The 15,542-nt window shown below is 54.3% G+C and carries 12 protein-coding genes; all 12 read right to left on the bottom strand.

Translation table 11 applies throughout. The annotated features are described in order from the left end of the window. Nucleotides 1-93 precede the first annotated feature (93 nt). The 12 genes from pnp to AC27KL_RS08065 all read right to left on the bottom strand — a co-directional run bounded on the left by pnp (nt 94) and on the right by AC27KL_RS08065 (nt 15,527). A complete protein-coding gene (pnp, locus tag AC27KL_RS08120; RefSeq protein ID WP_212948960.1) occupies nt 94-2,199 on the bottom strand; it encodes a polyribonucleotide nucleotidyltransferase in 2,106 nt (701 codons plus the stop codon). A 146-nt stretch (nt 2,200-2,345) separates the two neighbouring features. Beyond that, nucleotides 2,346-2,615, bottom strand: coding sequence for a 30S ribosomal protein S15 (gene rpsO / locus AC27KL_RS08115; protein ID WP_036706983.1), 270 nt, complete (start codon nt 2,613-2,615; stop codon nt 2,346-2,348). A 150-nt stretch (nt 2,616-2,765) separates the two neighbouring features. After that, entirely contained in the window at nt 2,766-3,713 is a 948-nt protein-coding gene (locus tag AC27KL_RS08110; protein ID WP_487169379.1) for a bifunctional riboflavin kinase/FAD synthetase, read from the bottom strand. Nucleotides 3,714-3,759: 46 nt separating this feature from the next. Next, on the bottom strand, nt 3,760-4,677 hold the full coding sequence (gene truB, locus AC27KL_RS08105) for a tRNA pseudouridine(55) synthase TruB (RefSeq protein WP_487169378.1): 918 nt from the start codon (nt 4,675-4,677) through the stop codon (nt 3,760-3,762). Further along, nucleotides 4,674-5,651: a DHH family phosphoesterase gene (locus tag AC27KL_RS08100; protein ID WP_487169377.1), complete on the bottom strand. Its 978-nt coding sequence runs from the start codon at nt 5,649-5,651 to the stop codon at nt 4,674-4,676. Before AC27KL_RS08100 ends, truB begins: the two co-directional genes overlap by 4 nt. Nucleotides 5,652-5,672: 21 nt before the next feature. Then, complete coding sequence (rbfA, locus tag AC27KL_RS08095) at nt 5,673-6,026, bottom strand: 30S ribosome-binding factor RbfA (protein ID WP_036706978.1); 354 nt, start codon at nt 6,024-6,026, stop codon at nt 5,673-5,675. Nucleotides 6,027-6,044: 18 nt separating this feature from the next. After that, a complete protein-coding gene (gene infB, locus AC27KL_RS08090) occupies nt 6,045-8,633 on the bottom strand; it encodes a translation initiation factor IF-2 (protein WP_487169376.1) in 2,589 nt (862 codons plus the stop codon). Beyond that, complete coding sequence (locus AC27KL_RS08085; protein ID WP_036706976.1) at nt 8,626-8,949, bottom strand: YlxQ family RNA-binding protein; 324 nt, start codon at nt 8,947-8,949, stop codon at nt 8,626-8,628. Before AC27KL_RS08085 ends, infB begins: the two co-directional genes overlap by 8 nt. Then, complete coding sequence (rnpM, locus tag AC27KL_RS08080) at nt 8,942-9,250, bottom strand: RNase P modulator RnpM (protein ID WP_036707201.1); 309 nt, start codon at nt 9,248-9,250, stop codon at nt 8,942-8,944. Before rnpM ends, AC27KL_RS08085 begins: the two co-directional genes overlap by 8 nt. 35 nt (nt 9,251-9,285) lie before the next feature. Then, a complete protein-coding gene (gene nusA, locus AC27KL_RS08075) occupies nt 9,286-10,383 on the bottom strand; it encodes a transcription termination factor NusA (protein ID WP_036706975.1) in 1,098 nt (365 codons plus the stop codon). 135 nt (nt 10,384-10,518) lie between these two features. Next, nucleotides 10,519-10,980, bottom strand: a complete 462-nt coding sequence (gene rimP / locus AC27KL_RS08070) for a ribosome maturation factor RimP (protein ID WP_036706972.1) — start codon at nt 10,978-10,980, stop codon at nt 10,519-10,521. 230 nt (nt 10,981-11,210) lie between these two features. Next, nucleotides 11,211-15,527 (bottom strand): PolC-type DNA polymerase III, encoded by a 4,317-nt coding sequence (locus AC27KL_RS08065; RefSeq protein WP_487169375.1) that lies wholly within the window; start codon nt 15,525-15,527, stop codon nt 11,211-11,213. Nucleotides 15,528-15,542: the final 15 nt, after the last annotated feature.

Below are 15,542 nucleotides of genomic sequence, written 5' to 3'. Positions count from 1 at the left end.
AGACCCGGGCCCTTCCATCCCCGAAAAAAAAAAGAGCCAGAAGTGGTTACGTTCTGCCTCTTTCGCAAGACCTTCCCGGTCTCGTTTAGATTGTTAAGCTTTTTGCGGTTTGGATTCCGCAGTCAAAACTGCCTTGCGGGACAGGTTAATCCGGCCCTGCTGGTCGATCTCCGTCACTTTCACGGTAATCGAATCCCCGATCGCCACGACGTCTTCAACCTTCGCGACGCGTTCGGTGGACAATTGGGAAATGTGAACGAGACCTTCCTTGTTCGGCAAAATCTCCACGAATGCCCCGAATTTCTCGATCCGTTTGACGGTGCCGACGTAAATTTCGCCGACCTGTACCTCGCGGACGATGCCTTCGATGATGGAACGCGCTTTTTGGTTCATTTCTTCGTTCGACGAAGCGATGAATACGCGGCCATCCTGTTCGATATCGATTTTCACGCCGGTTTCTTCGATGATTTTGTTGATGATTTTGCCGCCTGCGCCGATGACGTCGCGGATTTTGTCCGGATTGATGTTCATGACGATAATTTTAGGCGCATATGGGGACAGCGTTTCCCTTGGCTTCTGGATCGCTTCCATCATTTTGCTCAGGATGAACATCCGGCCTTCTCTTGCTTGCTTCAAAGCGTCCTGCAAAATCTGGCGGTCGATGCCGTCGATTTTAATGTCCATTTGGATGGCGGTAACGCCTTCCGCGGTTCCGGCCACTTTGAAGTCCATATCGCCCAGATGGTCTTCCATGCCCTGGATATCGGTCAAAATGGAGACATGTTCCCCGTCTTTGATCAGACCCATGGCCACCCCGGCAACCGGCGCTTTAATCGGCACGCCCGCGTCCATCATGGCCAGCGTGCTTGCACAAATGCTTGCCTGGGAAGTGGAGCCGTTGGATTCCAGCACCTCGGACACAAGACGGATCGTGTACGGAAACTCGGTTTCGGAAGGAATGACCTTCGACAGCGCTCTTTCGCCAAGCGCGCCATGGCCGATTTCGCGGCGTCCCGGAGCGCGGAGCGGGCGGGCTTCGCCTACGCTGAACGGCGGGAAGTTGTAATGGTGCATAAAGCGTTTCGATTCCTGCAGGTCGATGCCGTCCAGGATTTGCACGTCGCCGAGCGCACCAAGCGTACATACGCTAAGCGCCTGCGTTTGGCCCCGTGTAAACAGGCCCGTTCCGTGCGTGCGAGGCAAAATGCCCGTATCGCATTCAATCGGACGGATTTCATCCAGCTTGCGGCCGTCAGGACGAACCTTATCATGCGTGATCAGGCGTCTGACTTCTTCCTTGACGATATCGTGCAACACTTCTTTGACGTCGCTCAAAAGCTCAGGCGTCTCTATGTATTGCTGTTCAAAGTAAGCCACCGTTTCATCGTTAATGGCGTCAATCGCATCTTGGCGGGCATGCTTTTCGGCAATGCGAACGGCTTCGACCAAACGGGCTGCCGCATATTCGCGGACCTGCTTGTTGACCTCGGCGTCCACCGTGTGCAGCTTAACTTCCATCTTCGGCTTGCCGGCTTTGGCCACCAGTTCCTCGATGACCTCAACGATTTTTTTGATTTCCTCATGACCGAACATGATCGCTTCGAGCATGACTTCTTCAGGCACTTCGTTGGCTTCGGCTTCCACCATCATAATGGCGTCTTTGGTGCCTGACACGACCACGTAAATGTCGCTGATTTCCTGCTGGGCGATCGTCGGGTTGATAATGAACTCCCCGTCCACGCGGCCAACGATAACTCCGCCGATCGGTCCGTTAAACGGCACGTCGGAAATGCTCAGCGCGGCCGAGGTACCGATCATCGCAGCGATTTCCGGAGAGCAGTCCTGATCGACGCTCATGACGAGATTAAGGACTTGTACATCATTACGGAATCCTTCAGGGAACAGCGGACGGATCGGACGGTCCGTAAGACGGCTGGCAAGAATCGCCTTTTCGCTCGGACGCCCTTCGCGTTTGATAAAACCTCCCGGAATTTTGCCGACGGCATACAATCTTTCTTCATAGTTTACGGTCAGCGGAAAAAAATCCAAATCTTTAGGTTCACTGGAAGCAGTCACAGTACAAAGCACGGCGGTTTCCCCATAACGGACCATCACTGCGGCGTTGGCCTGCTTGGCGAGTCGACCGGTTTCCAAAACGAGGGGTCTTCCGCCCAACTGCATTTCGACACGACTTTCCATGAAATCCCTCCTTTTCAATACACATTATTCCCAGGTTTGGGTTAATTCATATAAGGCCTGCATAAAAAGCAACCCGGTTGCTCCGCTGTCACTCCGAAAAGGACAACGGTGAACAACCAGGCTGCTTTAAGTAGACCATACGGATATTAACGACGCAATCCGAGTTTTTCAATCAGCGCGCTGTAACGTTTAACATCTTTGTTTTTCAAGTATGCCAACAGCTTACGGCGTTGACCGACCATTTTCAGCAGTCCGCGGCGGGAATGATGATCTTTCTTGTGCGTGCGCAAGTGATCAGTCAGGTTCGTAATGTTCTCCGTAAGGATAGCAATTTGCACCTCTGGGGATCCTGTATCGGATTCATGAGTTTTGTGCTCTTCGATCAGTTGTTGTTTGCGTTCTTGAGTCAATGCCATCCTGTTCACCTCCTTAAGTAAATAATCGCCGTTAGCCTCGTTACCGTCGGTGAGATCGTGTAACCAAGCCAAGGTTATTGCCGCTGTTCCCAGCGACGTTTATCAGTATAACATACATGGGCGGCAAAAGTAAATGTTCTCCATGTCCGATTATTTGGACAGGCTCAAAATCTTTCCGGCCGTTTCGGCGTCGGACCGGATTTGAGCGATCAGCTCCTGGATGGAAGGGAATTTCCGTTCCGGCCGGATATAGGACACCAGATCTACGACCATCTGCTCGCCGTAGATGTCCCGGTCAAAATCCAGGAGATGAACCTCAAAGCTTGGCGCGGCAACGTTCTCTTGGAACGTCGGTTTGACTCCCAAATTCATCACGCCGGGGATCCACTCGCCTTCAACGAACGAACGGACCGCGTACACGCCTTTGGCCGGCACGACGTATTGGTCGAGCAGGCGCAAATTGGCCGTCGGAAATCCGATCGTCCGGCCCCGCTTGTCCCCGTCGATGACGACGCCCCGCAGCCGGTACGGCCTCCCGAGCAGCCGGTTCGCTTGTTCCAGATCTCCGCCGTGCAGCGCTTTGCGGATCTCCGAGCTGCTCACCTTCCCGCCTCCTTGCTCGAAAGGCGGAATGATCTCGACGCTCATTTTTCCTTGCCCGAGCTCGCGCAGCATTTCCGCGTCCCCCGCGCCTTTGTGGCCGAACCGGAAATCGAAGCCGACGATCGCCGTCCGCACCCCGAGCAACAACAGCATGCCCTCGGCGAATTCTTGCGGGCTCAGCTTGGAGAAGGCTTCGCTGAACTCCACGACGTACAAGACATCCACGCCCAGCCCTGCGAGCAGTTCCTGCTTTTCCGGCAGCGGCGTCAAGCTGCCCTCGTAGTTGCCTTTTTTCATGACGTCCTTCGGATGGGGATGAAAGGTCATGACCGCGCTCGGAACGCCCTCCTGCCGTGCCAGCCGGACGGCGGAACCGATCACGCTTGCATGCCCCTGGTGCACGCCGTCGAACTGTCCGATCGCCACGATTTGCGGACCCGCATGCTCCCGGAGGATGCCGGCGGACAAGGGATAGGTTAAATGTATAGTCTTCACAGCACTTCTCACCTGCAATTCGATTAGAAATATCCGTTACAGCCGTTTATGCCTCCGGCAAAAACACCTTTACCGGGGCAATGGCGCCTGATTCTTCCTGCTTTTCAAAGATCCCGAGAAAAACGCCTGCGCTGTCGTAAAGACGAATACAGCCGGAAGTCTGCACTTCCGGGGAAACGGCCCTGCCGGAGAGCCTCTGGCCCTGCAGCGCCGCGGCAGCCTTCTCGTCCGCTACGGTGTGCGCCGGCAAATGTCTGACGGCATGGTCGATCTGAATCAGATGTTCCTGCAGCCTTCCCTCCTGCATCAGGCGCTCCACCTCTTCCAGCGTCAAGCATGCCGAGGCAGGAATTCCCGCGGACATCGTTCTCGTCAGCCGAACCATCGTCGCAGGCAAACCAAGCGCCTTGCCGATATCCACGCAAAGCGTACGGATATACGTTCCTTTGGAGCAAAGCGCCCTGAAGGAAATATCGAGATACGGCCCCTGCCATTCATGGCCTTTCATTTCAATTTCGTAAATGGTCACTTCCCGGCTTTTGCGCTCCACCGTTTTGCCTTCGCGCGCCAGTTCGTAAAGCCTTTTGCCGTCCACTTTAACGGCGGAATACATCGGCGGAACTTGGGAGATGTTGCCCCGAAACGACCGCAGCACGTTCTCCGCCTCTTCCGGCGTGACCGTGACCCGGTCGACCTTTTCCGTCACGTTGCCGGTCAGGTCTTCGGTGTCGGTGGCCAGTCCAAGCCTTAACGTCGCTTCGTATTCCTTCGGAAGCTCCTGCATGTATTCGACGACTCTCGTCGCCCTGCCAAGGCAGAGCGGGAGTACGCCCGTCACTTCCGGATCGAGCGTGCCGGTATGGCCGATCCGCTTCATCTTCAAAATGCGCCGCGTCTTCGCTACGACATCATGGGAAGTCATCCCTGCCGGCTTGTGAACGGCCAATATGCCTTCAAGATTCATAACAATGATTTCACCCGTTCTATTACCTGTTCAATGGAGCTGTCCAGGGAAGCTTCAAGCCTGCAGCCTGCGGCGCGAACATGGCCTCCGCCCCCGAAGCTTTGGGCCAGCGCGGCAACGTCGACTTTTCCTGCCGAACGAAGACTGACTTTTACGGCCTGGTCATGGATCACTTTAAATAAAATGCCGACTTCGACCCCCTGGATGTTCCGGGGATAGTTGACGATCCCTTCCAAATCTTCGTTTGCCGCTCCCGCTTCCTTCATATGCTCCGGAGTGACGTAAACCCAGCAAATTTTCCCGTCGGGCGTCATCTCCATCGTGCTGAGCGCCTTCACAAGCACTTTCATTTGCGGCAGCGTCATCGATTCCAACAAGGTTTCGCATAATTCGGGCCCGTTCACGCCGTAGCCGAGCAGTTCCGAAGCAATGCTCATCACCCGCGGCGACGTATTGGAGTAACGAAAACCGCCCGTATCCGTCAAAAGTCCGGTATAGATGGCGGATGCGATATCGGTCGTCCACTTGAATCCGAAAGCGTCGACGAGGTCATGCAATATCTCGGCAGTCGCGGCGGCATCCGGTTTCACGAGAGCCGCGCTCCCGTAACCATTGTTGGTCGGATGGTGGTCAATATTCAGGATCAAAGCATCTTCTTCAAAATATCGGGCCGTCTGTCCCACCCTGGCAAAATCGGCGCAGTCCACGCAAACGACATGCTTGAAGGTACGGTCAAGCGGCTGCTCCTCCATGTTCACGATTTGGTCTGCCAGCAGCAAGAAACGCATCCGCTCCGGGATCGGGCCCTCATTGATCAGAGTGAATTTTTTGCCCAGACATGAGAGAAGCCAGCCCACGGCTACGGTGGAACTGACTGCATCTCCATCTGGCTGAATATGCGACACTACTAAATAATCATCATGCTCCAGCAGAAACTGCTTCGCCTGCTCAAGCGACTGTTCATAGGTCTGCATAGCCTTCTCCTTTAAACTGTATTAGTTCGAATCGTTTTTGCTGATCTCTCCCAGCAGCTTTTCGATATGGCTGCCGTAAGCAATGGATTCATCGAACTTGAAAATAAGCTCGGGAATGTGACGAAGGCGAATCCGCTTGCCGAGCTCGGAGCGGAGAAAACCGTTGGCTTTCTCCAGAGCTTTCAGCGAGTTTTCTTTCTGTTCTTCGTCTCCCAGCACGCTGAGGTAAACCTTCGCTTGGGATAAATCATTGGTTACGTCCACGCCGGTCACGGTCAAGAAACCGATGCGGGGGTCTTTCAATTCACTTTGGATGAGCTGGCTCAGTTCCTTTTTGATCTGTTCTCCAACCCGTCCTACACGTATTTTGGCCATAGCTGTTCACCTCTTTACCTACTTGCGCTCGACAGCCTCCATGACGAATGCTTCGATAACGTCTCCTTCTTTAAGGTCATTATAGCCCTGAAGGGTAATTCCGCATTCATACCCCTGATTTACTTCCTTGGCATCGTCCTTGAAGCGCTTGAGCGTATCGATCTTGCCTTCGTGAACGACGATTCCTTCACGGATCAGGCGCACTTCTGCGTTGCGGACGATTTTGCCCTGGGTAACCATGCAGCCGGCGATCGTGCCGACTTTGCTGATTTTAAACAGGTTGCGGACCTCGGCATGGCCGACGACCACTTCTTTATATTCCGGATCAAGCATGCCCTTCATGGCTTGCTCGATTTCTTCGATGACGTTGTAGATGACGCGGTGCAGACGAATGTCGACCTTCTCCTGCTCTGCCGTTGCGCCCGCTTGAGGATCCGGACGAACGTTGAAGCCGATCACGATCGCGTTCGAGGCGGCCGCCAGAATAATGTCCGATTCGGTAATGGCGCCCACGCCGCTGTGAATGATTTTCACGCGTACGCCTTCCACTTCGATTTTCGCCAAGGAGCCTTTCAGAGCCTCGACCGAACCCTGCACGTCGCCCTTGATGATGACGTTCAGGTCTTTGATTTCGCCGTCTTTAATGTGCTGGAACAAATCGTCGAGCGTCACGCGCACGTTGCTGCCGAGATCCGACTGGCGCTGGGTGATCGCGCGTTTTTCGGCGATGGAGCGTGCTTTCCGCTCGTCCTCGAAGACCATGAACGGATCGCCGGCTTGCGGAACTTCGGTCAGGCCGGTAATTTCGACCGGCGTGGATGGACCGGCTTCCTTCAGACGGCGGCCTTTGTCGTTTACCATCGCCCGAACGCGTCCGAAGCAGTTGCCCGCTACAAAAGCGTCCCCGATCTTCAGCGTGCCGTGCTGAACCAAAATGCGGGCTACGGGACCGCGGCCTTTATCCAGCTCGGCCTCGATGACGGCACCGCGCGCGCGTTTGTCCGGATTCGCTTTATATTCGTTAACCTCGGCTACCAGCAGGATCATTTCAAGAAGATCTTCCAGGCCGATTTTTTGCTTCGCCGAAACGTTGACGAAAATCGTGTCTCCGCCCCATTCTTCCGGCACAAGACCGTATTCGGTCAGCTCCTGCTTCACTTTGTCCGGGTTTGCCGACGGTTTGTCGATTTTGTTCACGGCTACGATAATCGGCAGTTCGGCCGCTTTGGCGTGGTTGATGGCTTCGACGGTTTGCGGCATGACGCCGTCGTCGGCTGCCACCACGATAATCGTGATGTCCGTGATTTGGGCGCCGCGTGCCCGCATGGCCGTAAAGGCTTCGTGGCCCGGGGTATCCAGGAACGTGATTTTTTTGTTGTTGATCTCCACCTGGTAGGCACCGATATGCTGCGTGATGCCGCCTGCTTCGCCGCCGGTAACGTTCGTGGAACGGATGGCGTCGAGCAAGGTCGTTTTGCCGTGGTCGACGTGACCCATGATCGTCACGACCGGCGGACGGGTTCTCAGATCCGCAGGATCGTCATTTTCCTCCAGCGTCTCGAAGCGGTCGTCTTCGACGACGATCTTGACCTCGACCTCTACGCCGAATTCGCCGGCAAGAAGCTGGATCGTCTCAATATCGAGTTCTTGGTTGATGGCAGCCATGACGCCCATAAGCATCAGCTTCTTGATGACTTCCGATGCGTCCTTATGAAGCAGTTTGGCCGTTTCGCCTACCGTCATCGTGCCGCGCACGATGATTTTTTTCGGCGTGTTGTCGATTTTCTCGCGAGGAGGCTGGTTCTGCTGATATCTTCCCTTGTTGTTTTTCCCGCCGCGGTTGTTGCCCCGGTTAAAGCCGGATTTCCCGTCTTCAAACCGTTTGTTTCCGCCGCCTTTGCCGCGATTTGGAGTACGGGCTCCTCCTCCGCGGTTGTCGTTTCTCGAGAAGTTGTCATCCGTAGTTCCACGCTCTTGGGTTGGGCGCGGGTTCGTTTGCTGCGGACGGTTTTGGTTTTGGTTCTGGCGTTGGCCGCCGGATTGCTGGCCGCCGCCTTGGCTCCGGTTGCCTCCTTGGCCTGCGCTTTGATTGCGTCCGCCTTGGGAAGAACCTTGACTGCGGTTGCCTGTACCCTGGCTGCGTCCGCCTCCGTTATGTTGTCCTTGCGTTCTGCCGTTATTCTGGCCTCCCTGGTTCGAGTGGCCTTGACGGGAGTCCTGCCCGCCTTGGGTTCGCTGGGAACCGTTTTGAGTGGTTTGATTTGATTTATTATTCATACTTACCTGCTTTTCCTGTTGTTTTTGGGATTGGCCCTGGCCTGCCGGCCGGCCCCCCTGATTTTTCTCTGCCCGATTGTCGTTTTTTATGGAAGAAGTATTAACTGTCGTAAGAGTTTCCCCGCTTTCTCTTTTCGCAGCGGCATTCGATTTGATATCTCGAAAAAATTGTTCCACTTTTGCGACCGAATCATTCTCCATCACGCTCATATGGTTGTTAACGGGAATGTTCAGCCGCTTTAAAATGGTAATAATTTCTTTGCTGCTCATATTTAATGATTTTGCATATTCGTATACACGCAGTTTGTCTTTACTGTCTTGTTTACTCAATATACTCCACCTCCGACATTATCTCCAAGCTTTTGGAGATCATTTCTGCGAATCCTTGATCCGTAATTGCGAGCACAACTCTTTCGGGTTTCCCGATGCTTGCGCCCAAACTTTCGCGGTCAAATCCGATCACCAGAGGGATGTTGTACGTTCCGCATTTGTCGCGGAACTTTTTCTGTGTATTTGCTGAGGCGTCTCCCGCAAGGATAACTAGCTTTGCTTCCGAAGAACGTATCGCTTTCAGCACAATCTCGTCGCCTGTCAGCATCTTCCCCGCACGCATGGCAAGACCGAGTCGGGAGAAAAATTTATTCATCGGCCGTGCTTTCCTTGACCGCCAGAAACTCGTCCTCCACCGAAATGAAATCTTCGGCAAGCTGCTCGTATATTTCCGGCTTGACGTGGTGCTTCAGGGCACGGTCCAGCGACTTGTTTTTTTGTGCCAGCTTGAAGCAGGAAACTTTACCGCAGAGGTAGGCCCCTCGCCCCGACTTCTTGCCGGTCAGGTCGATCAGCACCTCGTCGTCGGGAGTCTTCACAATGCGGATCAGTTCTTTTTTCGGCATCATTTCCTGGCACGCCACGCATTTGCGCAGCGGCACTTTTCTTTGCTTGATCATGGCGCAGCCCCCCCGTCAATGTCGTTCTGCGGTCAATCGACGGAGACGGAATCCTGATGCATTTCGACCGAAGAAGTTTTCGGTCTGCCGAATTCCTGTTCCGCCTGACTTTCGCTCTTGATGTCGATTTTCCAGCCTGTCAGCTTGGCGGCCAAACGGGCGTTTTGGCCCTTGATGCCGATCGCCAGGGAAAGCTGGTAGTCAGGCACGATGACGCGTGCCATCTTCTCTTCCTCGAACACGATCACTTCCAGAACCTTCGATGGGCTAAGCGCGTTAGCCACATACTCCTCAACCTGTTCGGAGTAGCGAACGATGTCGATTTTCTCTCCGCGCAGCTCATTGACAATGGTCTGCACGCGGAGGCCTTTAGGCCCGACGCAGGAGCCGACCGGATCGACTTCCGGGTTGCGGGAGTAGACCGCGATCTTGGAACGGAAGCCGGCTTCCCGGGCCACGGAGCGGATTTCGACCACGCCGTCGAAAATTTCGGGCACTTCGAGCTCGAACAAGCGCTTGAGGAGACCCGGATGCGTACGGGACAACATGATTTGTGGTCCCTTCGTCGTGTTTTCCACCTTGGTGATGTATGCCTTGATCCGGTCGCCGTGCTTGAACTTTTCGTTCGGCATCAACTCGCTGAGCGGAAGCACCGCTTCGATTTTGCCCAGATCCACATAGAAGTTGCGGAGATCCTGGCGCTGCACCGTACCGGTCACGATATCCTCTTCTTTATCCACAAACGCGTTGTAAATCAAGCCGCGCTCCGCTTCGCGGATGCGCTGAGTGACGACCTGCTTCGCCGTTTGCGCGGCGATGCGGCCGAAATCGCGAGGCGTAACCTCGATCTCCGCGATATCGTCGATTTGGAAATGCGGGTTGATCTCCCTAGCCGCCGGCAGGGAAATTTCGGTGCGCGGATCCAGCACCTCTTCCACGACCAGCTTGCGGGCATACACCTTGATGACGCCCGAATTGCGGTTCATATCCACGCGCACGTTCTGCGCGGTGTTAAAATTGCGTTTGTAGCTGGAGATCAGCGCGGCTTCAATCGCTTCAAACAGAATATCCTTGCTGATTCCCTTTTCTCTTTCCAGTTCATTCATTGCTTCGATAAAATCCATACTCATTGGAAATCAGTTCCCCCTTTCATGACATGCACCCAAGCGTAAACGGCTTCGCCGTCTATGACAGGTGAAGTTTGCGTTTCGCGACGTAAAACCCAGGAATCCGCGTTTCGAGTAAGCGGTGTCCATTCCTGGACTTTAAAAAATAATGGCCAGTCTGGCGCTGGCAACTTTTGCGTACGGGATGGTGTGCTGCTTCTTTCCCGCGGAGATGACAAGCTCGTCGTTCTCGAACGAAAGAAGCCGGCCTTCGAATTCCTTCTGGCCGTCAACCGCCTCGTACACGGTCACAAAAACATCTTTGCCGACGGCTTTAGCCACGTCTTCGCTTTTTTTCAGCGGACGCTCGGCGCCAGGGGAGGATACCTCCAGAAAATACGCGGTGGGAATCGGATCGTTCTCATCCAGCTTCTGGCTCAGGTATTCGCTGATCATGCCGCAGTCATCGATGTCAATGCCGCCTTCCTTGTCGACATAGACGCGCAGGAAGTAATTGCTGCCTTCCTTCACGTATTCCACGTCGACAAGCTCAAAGTTATGCTCATCCAGGTAAGGCTGGACCATTTCTTCTACAATTCCCTTGATCTTCGGTGTGCTCAAAGATTATTACCTCCAAGACTTTCAATATCCTATATACCAAAGAGTAAAGAGTGGGTCGCCCCACTCTTTAAACAACGGTTTTATCTCCATGATTGCCAAAAAAATTATAACATAGTCTGGCAACACTGACAAGTATCGCTCCTTGACTGCTTCCAGTCGCAGCAAGGGGTGCGCGTCCTAAGTCAAGTTGTCAAGGGCGGATAAAAAAACGGATATATCGGTTTGGGGCTTTAGAACAACGAGAGCTGGTTGCTTTCCGGCAGGCCGCGGAAGCAGCCCATCTGGGTCAGCAGCTCGATAATGGATTTACTTGCCTTCGACTTCTGCTGGAAATCTTCGATCGACAGAAACTCGCCCTGCTCGCGGGCGGCGGCGATGTTTCGCGCCGCGTTTTCCCCGATCCCCTGCATCGCCGAAAACGGCGGGATCAAGGAATCTCCGTCCACGATAAACCGCGTGGCTTCCGAGCGATACAGATCCAGGTTCTTGAAGGTGAATCCGCGCGCGGTCATTTCGAGCGCCATTTCAAGCACCGGAAGCATGCTTTTCTCTTTGGTCGTAGCCTGGAAGCCTTTTTGCTCGATTTCTTCGATTTGGCGGTAAATCGCCTCGTAACCTTGGCAGCAAAGCTCGATGTCAAAATCCTCGGCACGGACCGAAAAATACGTGGCGTAATATTCGATCGGATAATACAGTTTGAAATACGCGGTCCGGACCGCTGAAATAACATATGCGGCCGCGTGTGCCTTCGGGAACATGTACTGGATTTTGAGGCATGAATCGATGTACCATTGCGGCACTTTGCATCGCTTCATTTCCTCGATCCATTCCGGCGTCAACCCCTTGCCCTTACGGACGCTTTCCGTAATTTTAAAGGCGAGGCTGGCGTCCATGCCGGCTTTGTAGATCAAGTAGAGCATGATATCGTCGCGGCAGCCGATCACCGTTTTGATGTTGCAGGTGCCGTTTTTGATCAGCTCCTGGGCGTTTCCGAGCCATACGCCCGTCCCGTGGGACAGACCCGAAATTTGCAGCAAGTCCGCAAACGACGAAGGCTTCGATTCGATCAGCATCTGGCGGACGAACTTCGTACCCATTTCCGGCACGCCGTACGTGGCCACCGGGGTCCGGATCTGTTCCGGCGTAACGCCAAGCGCCTCGGTCGAGTTGAACATGCTCATGACCTTCGGATCGTTCATCGGGATGGTGGTCGGATCGACCCCCGTCAAATCCTGCAGCATCCGCATCATGGTCGGATCATCGTGCCCCAGAATATCAAGCTTCAGCAGGTTCGCGTCAAAGGCGTGGTAATCGAAGTGGGTCGTTTTCCATTCCGCGCTCGTATCGTCCGCCGGATATTGGACCGGAGTAATATCTTCCACTTCCATGTAATCCGGAACGACGACGATCCCGCCGGGGTGCTGGCCGGTGCTGCGCTTCACGCCGGTACAGCCGGCCGCAAGGCGGCTCAGCTCGGCGCCGCGCCAGCTTTTATGATGGTCTTCCTCGTATTTTTTCGCGTAGCCGAACGCCGTTTTCTCCGCGACGGTACCGATCGTTCCCGCCCGGAACACGCATTTTTCGCCGAAAATTTCCTTCGTGTAGTTATGCGCATGCGGCTGGTATTCGCCCGAAAAGTTCAAGTCGATATCGGGAACCTTGTCGCCTTTGAAGCCAAGGAAGGTTTCGAACGGAATGTCCTGTCCTTCGCCCTTCAGCATCTGCCCGCATTTCGGGCATTCCTTGTCCGGAAGGTCGAAGCCGCTCGGCACGCTGCCGTCCAGGAACCATTCGCTGTATTTGCAGGCTTCGTTCCGGCAAATATAATGTGCAGGGAGCGGATTTACCTCCGAAATGCCGAGGAACGTGGCGACGACGGAGGAACCGACGGAACCCCGCGAGCCGACCAGATATCCGTCCCGGTTCGATTTTTTTACGAGCCGTTCGGAAATCAGGTAGTTGGCGGAAAAGCCGTATTTGATGATCGGCTCGAGCTCTTTCTCCAGCCGGGCCACGACGACTTCCGGCAGGTCGTCCCCGTAAATCGACCGGGCCGTTTCGTAGCAGGTATTCCGGATCTCCTCGTCCGCGCCTTCGATGATCGGCGTAAAAAGCTTGTCCGGGAACAGCTCGATTTCTTCGAACCGGTCGGCCAATTCGTTGGTGTTTTTTACGACGACCTCAAAGGCCTTGTCTTTGCCCAGAAACTCGAATTCTTCCAGCATTTCATCCGTCGTGCGTAGGTGCGCGTCCGGCTTGCGGATATCCTTCAGCGGGCTGAACCCCGTGATGCCGTGGATCGTAATGTCGCGGTACAGCTTGTCCCGCGGCTCGAGGTAATGCACGTTGCCGGTGGCGATGACGGGTTTGTTCATCTTTTCGCCGATATCGCAAATCGTCTTCAGCGCCGCTTTCAGCTCGGCCGGGCTTCCGACCAGCCCTTTGTCGACCAGGTGCATATACATCGTCAGCGGCTGAATTTCCAGCACGTCGTAAAATTCGGCCACTTCCATCGCTTCTTCGACCGTCTTGTTCAGCACCGTTTCGAAAAATTCGCCTTTTTCGCAGCCGGAGATGACAAGCAGCCCTTCCCGAAGCTCGACAAGCTTGGATTTCGGTATGCATGGAACCCGCATGAAATATTCGGTATGCGACAACGAAATCAGCTTAAACAGATTTTTTTTGCCGATCGGGTTCAGCGCATAAATGCCGCAGTGGAACGGACGGGTATTGGACAGATCCTTGCCGACGTAATCGTTCAGCCGGTCGAGCATTGTCAGCCCTTTGATTTTCTCCGCATCGGCCAACAATCCGTTCAAAATGCCGGCCAGCGCCACCGTATCGTCAATCGCCCGGTGATGGCTTTCGAGGAGCACCTTGTATTTATCCGCCAGCGTATTCAACCGGTGGTTTTTCATTCCCGGATGCAGCAAGCGGGCAAGCTCCAGCGTATCGAGCGCCGGATTTTCCAGCAGCGGCATGCCGTATTCTTTTAACGAAGCCTGGATGAAACCCACGTCAAATCGGGCATTATGCGCAACCAGGACCGCGTCCCCGACGAATTCGACGAATTCCTTCAGGACGGGCTCCAGGTCGGGCGCATCTTTAACCATTTCATCCGTAATGTTCGTGAGCTGCTGGATATGGTACGGAATTTTTTCATGCGGATTGACGAACGTGGCGTACCGGCCGATTTCCTTGCCTTCATGCATTTTGACCGCGGCAAGCTCGGTAATCTTGCTGTTCGTGATCGACAAGCCGGTGGTCTCGATATCGAATACGACGTACGTCGCGGACTTCAGCTCGATCGGTTTCGGCTGCATGACGACGGGAACGGAATCGTTGACCACGTTGGCTTCGACGCCGTAAATCATTTTGATGCCGTTCTTTTTCGCCGCCTTGGCCGCGTCCGGAAAGCTTTGCACGCCCCCATGGTCGGTAATCGCGATCGCCTTATGCCCCCATTTGGCCGCCGTTTTGATATATTGGTCGACGGGCGTCACCGCATCCATCGTGCTCATGGTCGAATGCAGGTGAAACTCTACGCGTTTCTCGGAAGCCGTATCCTTCCGTGCGGGAGGTGCTTGGACCTCGACCAAATCGGAAGGGATCATCACCAGCTCGGGCACCTGCATGAACCGGTCGTATTCCACCCGTCCGCGCGCTCTCACCCATTTGCCGTTGGAGAGCAGGCTCAAAACCTTCAAATCCTCTTTGGTTTTCGCAAACATCTTCATCTGCAGCGAATCGGTAAAGTCCGTCAGGTTGAACATAAACAGCGTGCTGCCGTTGCGGAGCTCCTTGCTGTCCAGGCCGAAGATGGTTCCCTGGATCGTAATCTTTTTCTCCTCGTCCTGAATCTCCTGGATCGGCACAGGCTGCTCCTTAATGTCGTAACCGACCTGCAGGCGGACTTCTTCTCCGTCATCTTCGATCTCGCGCGCTTCGGCTTCCATGCTCGTGATCATCTTTTGGATGACTTCAAGCTCCTCGGCCCGCTTTTTCTGCTCGAATTCTTCGTACGCCTCCCGGTTCGTTTCCCCGACCTGAACCTTTACCCTGAGCGGGAGCGCAAAATATTGCTGATAGAAACGGATGATGGCCTGGTCGATCTGTTTTTTGCGCGCCAGTTCAAGCGAAGTGGAATCCGACATCGTTACGAGGAGCATGTCCCCGTCCAGCTCATGCCCGGCTCTCGCCATCCATCCGTTGACCGACGGAATTTCCCTGTGAACCCATTCCAAAAACAGATTCCAATACGTATCGACGATTTCCCCGTGACCCACTGCAGGACCGTATTTAAAGATAAACGTAATTTTGGCGATATGCTGCATTTTTTCCCTAAGCTTCAGGCAAAAGTTACGGTATACCTCCGCAGGCACAAGCGTTTCCTTGACGATCGATATGATCCATTCCTTATTGCTTCGGCTCGTTTCGACCTGTTCGATATAACCGTCCAAAAAATAAGGGTCGACCAATCCGGGGGGGATTTCGCCCTGCTTCATCAGAAGCTCGAACCGTTTTCTTTTTTCGCCAGTCTTGTCCAATGCTCTCTTCCCCCT

The sequence above is a fragment of the Paenibacillus sp. YAE3 genome, assembly GCF_057546105.1.
Note: the sequence above shows the minus strand (reverse complement) of the source record. Positions and strands in the feature narration are given on the sequence as shown.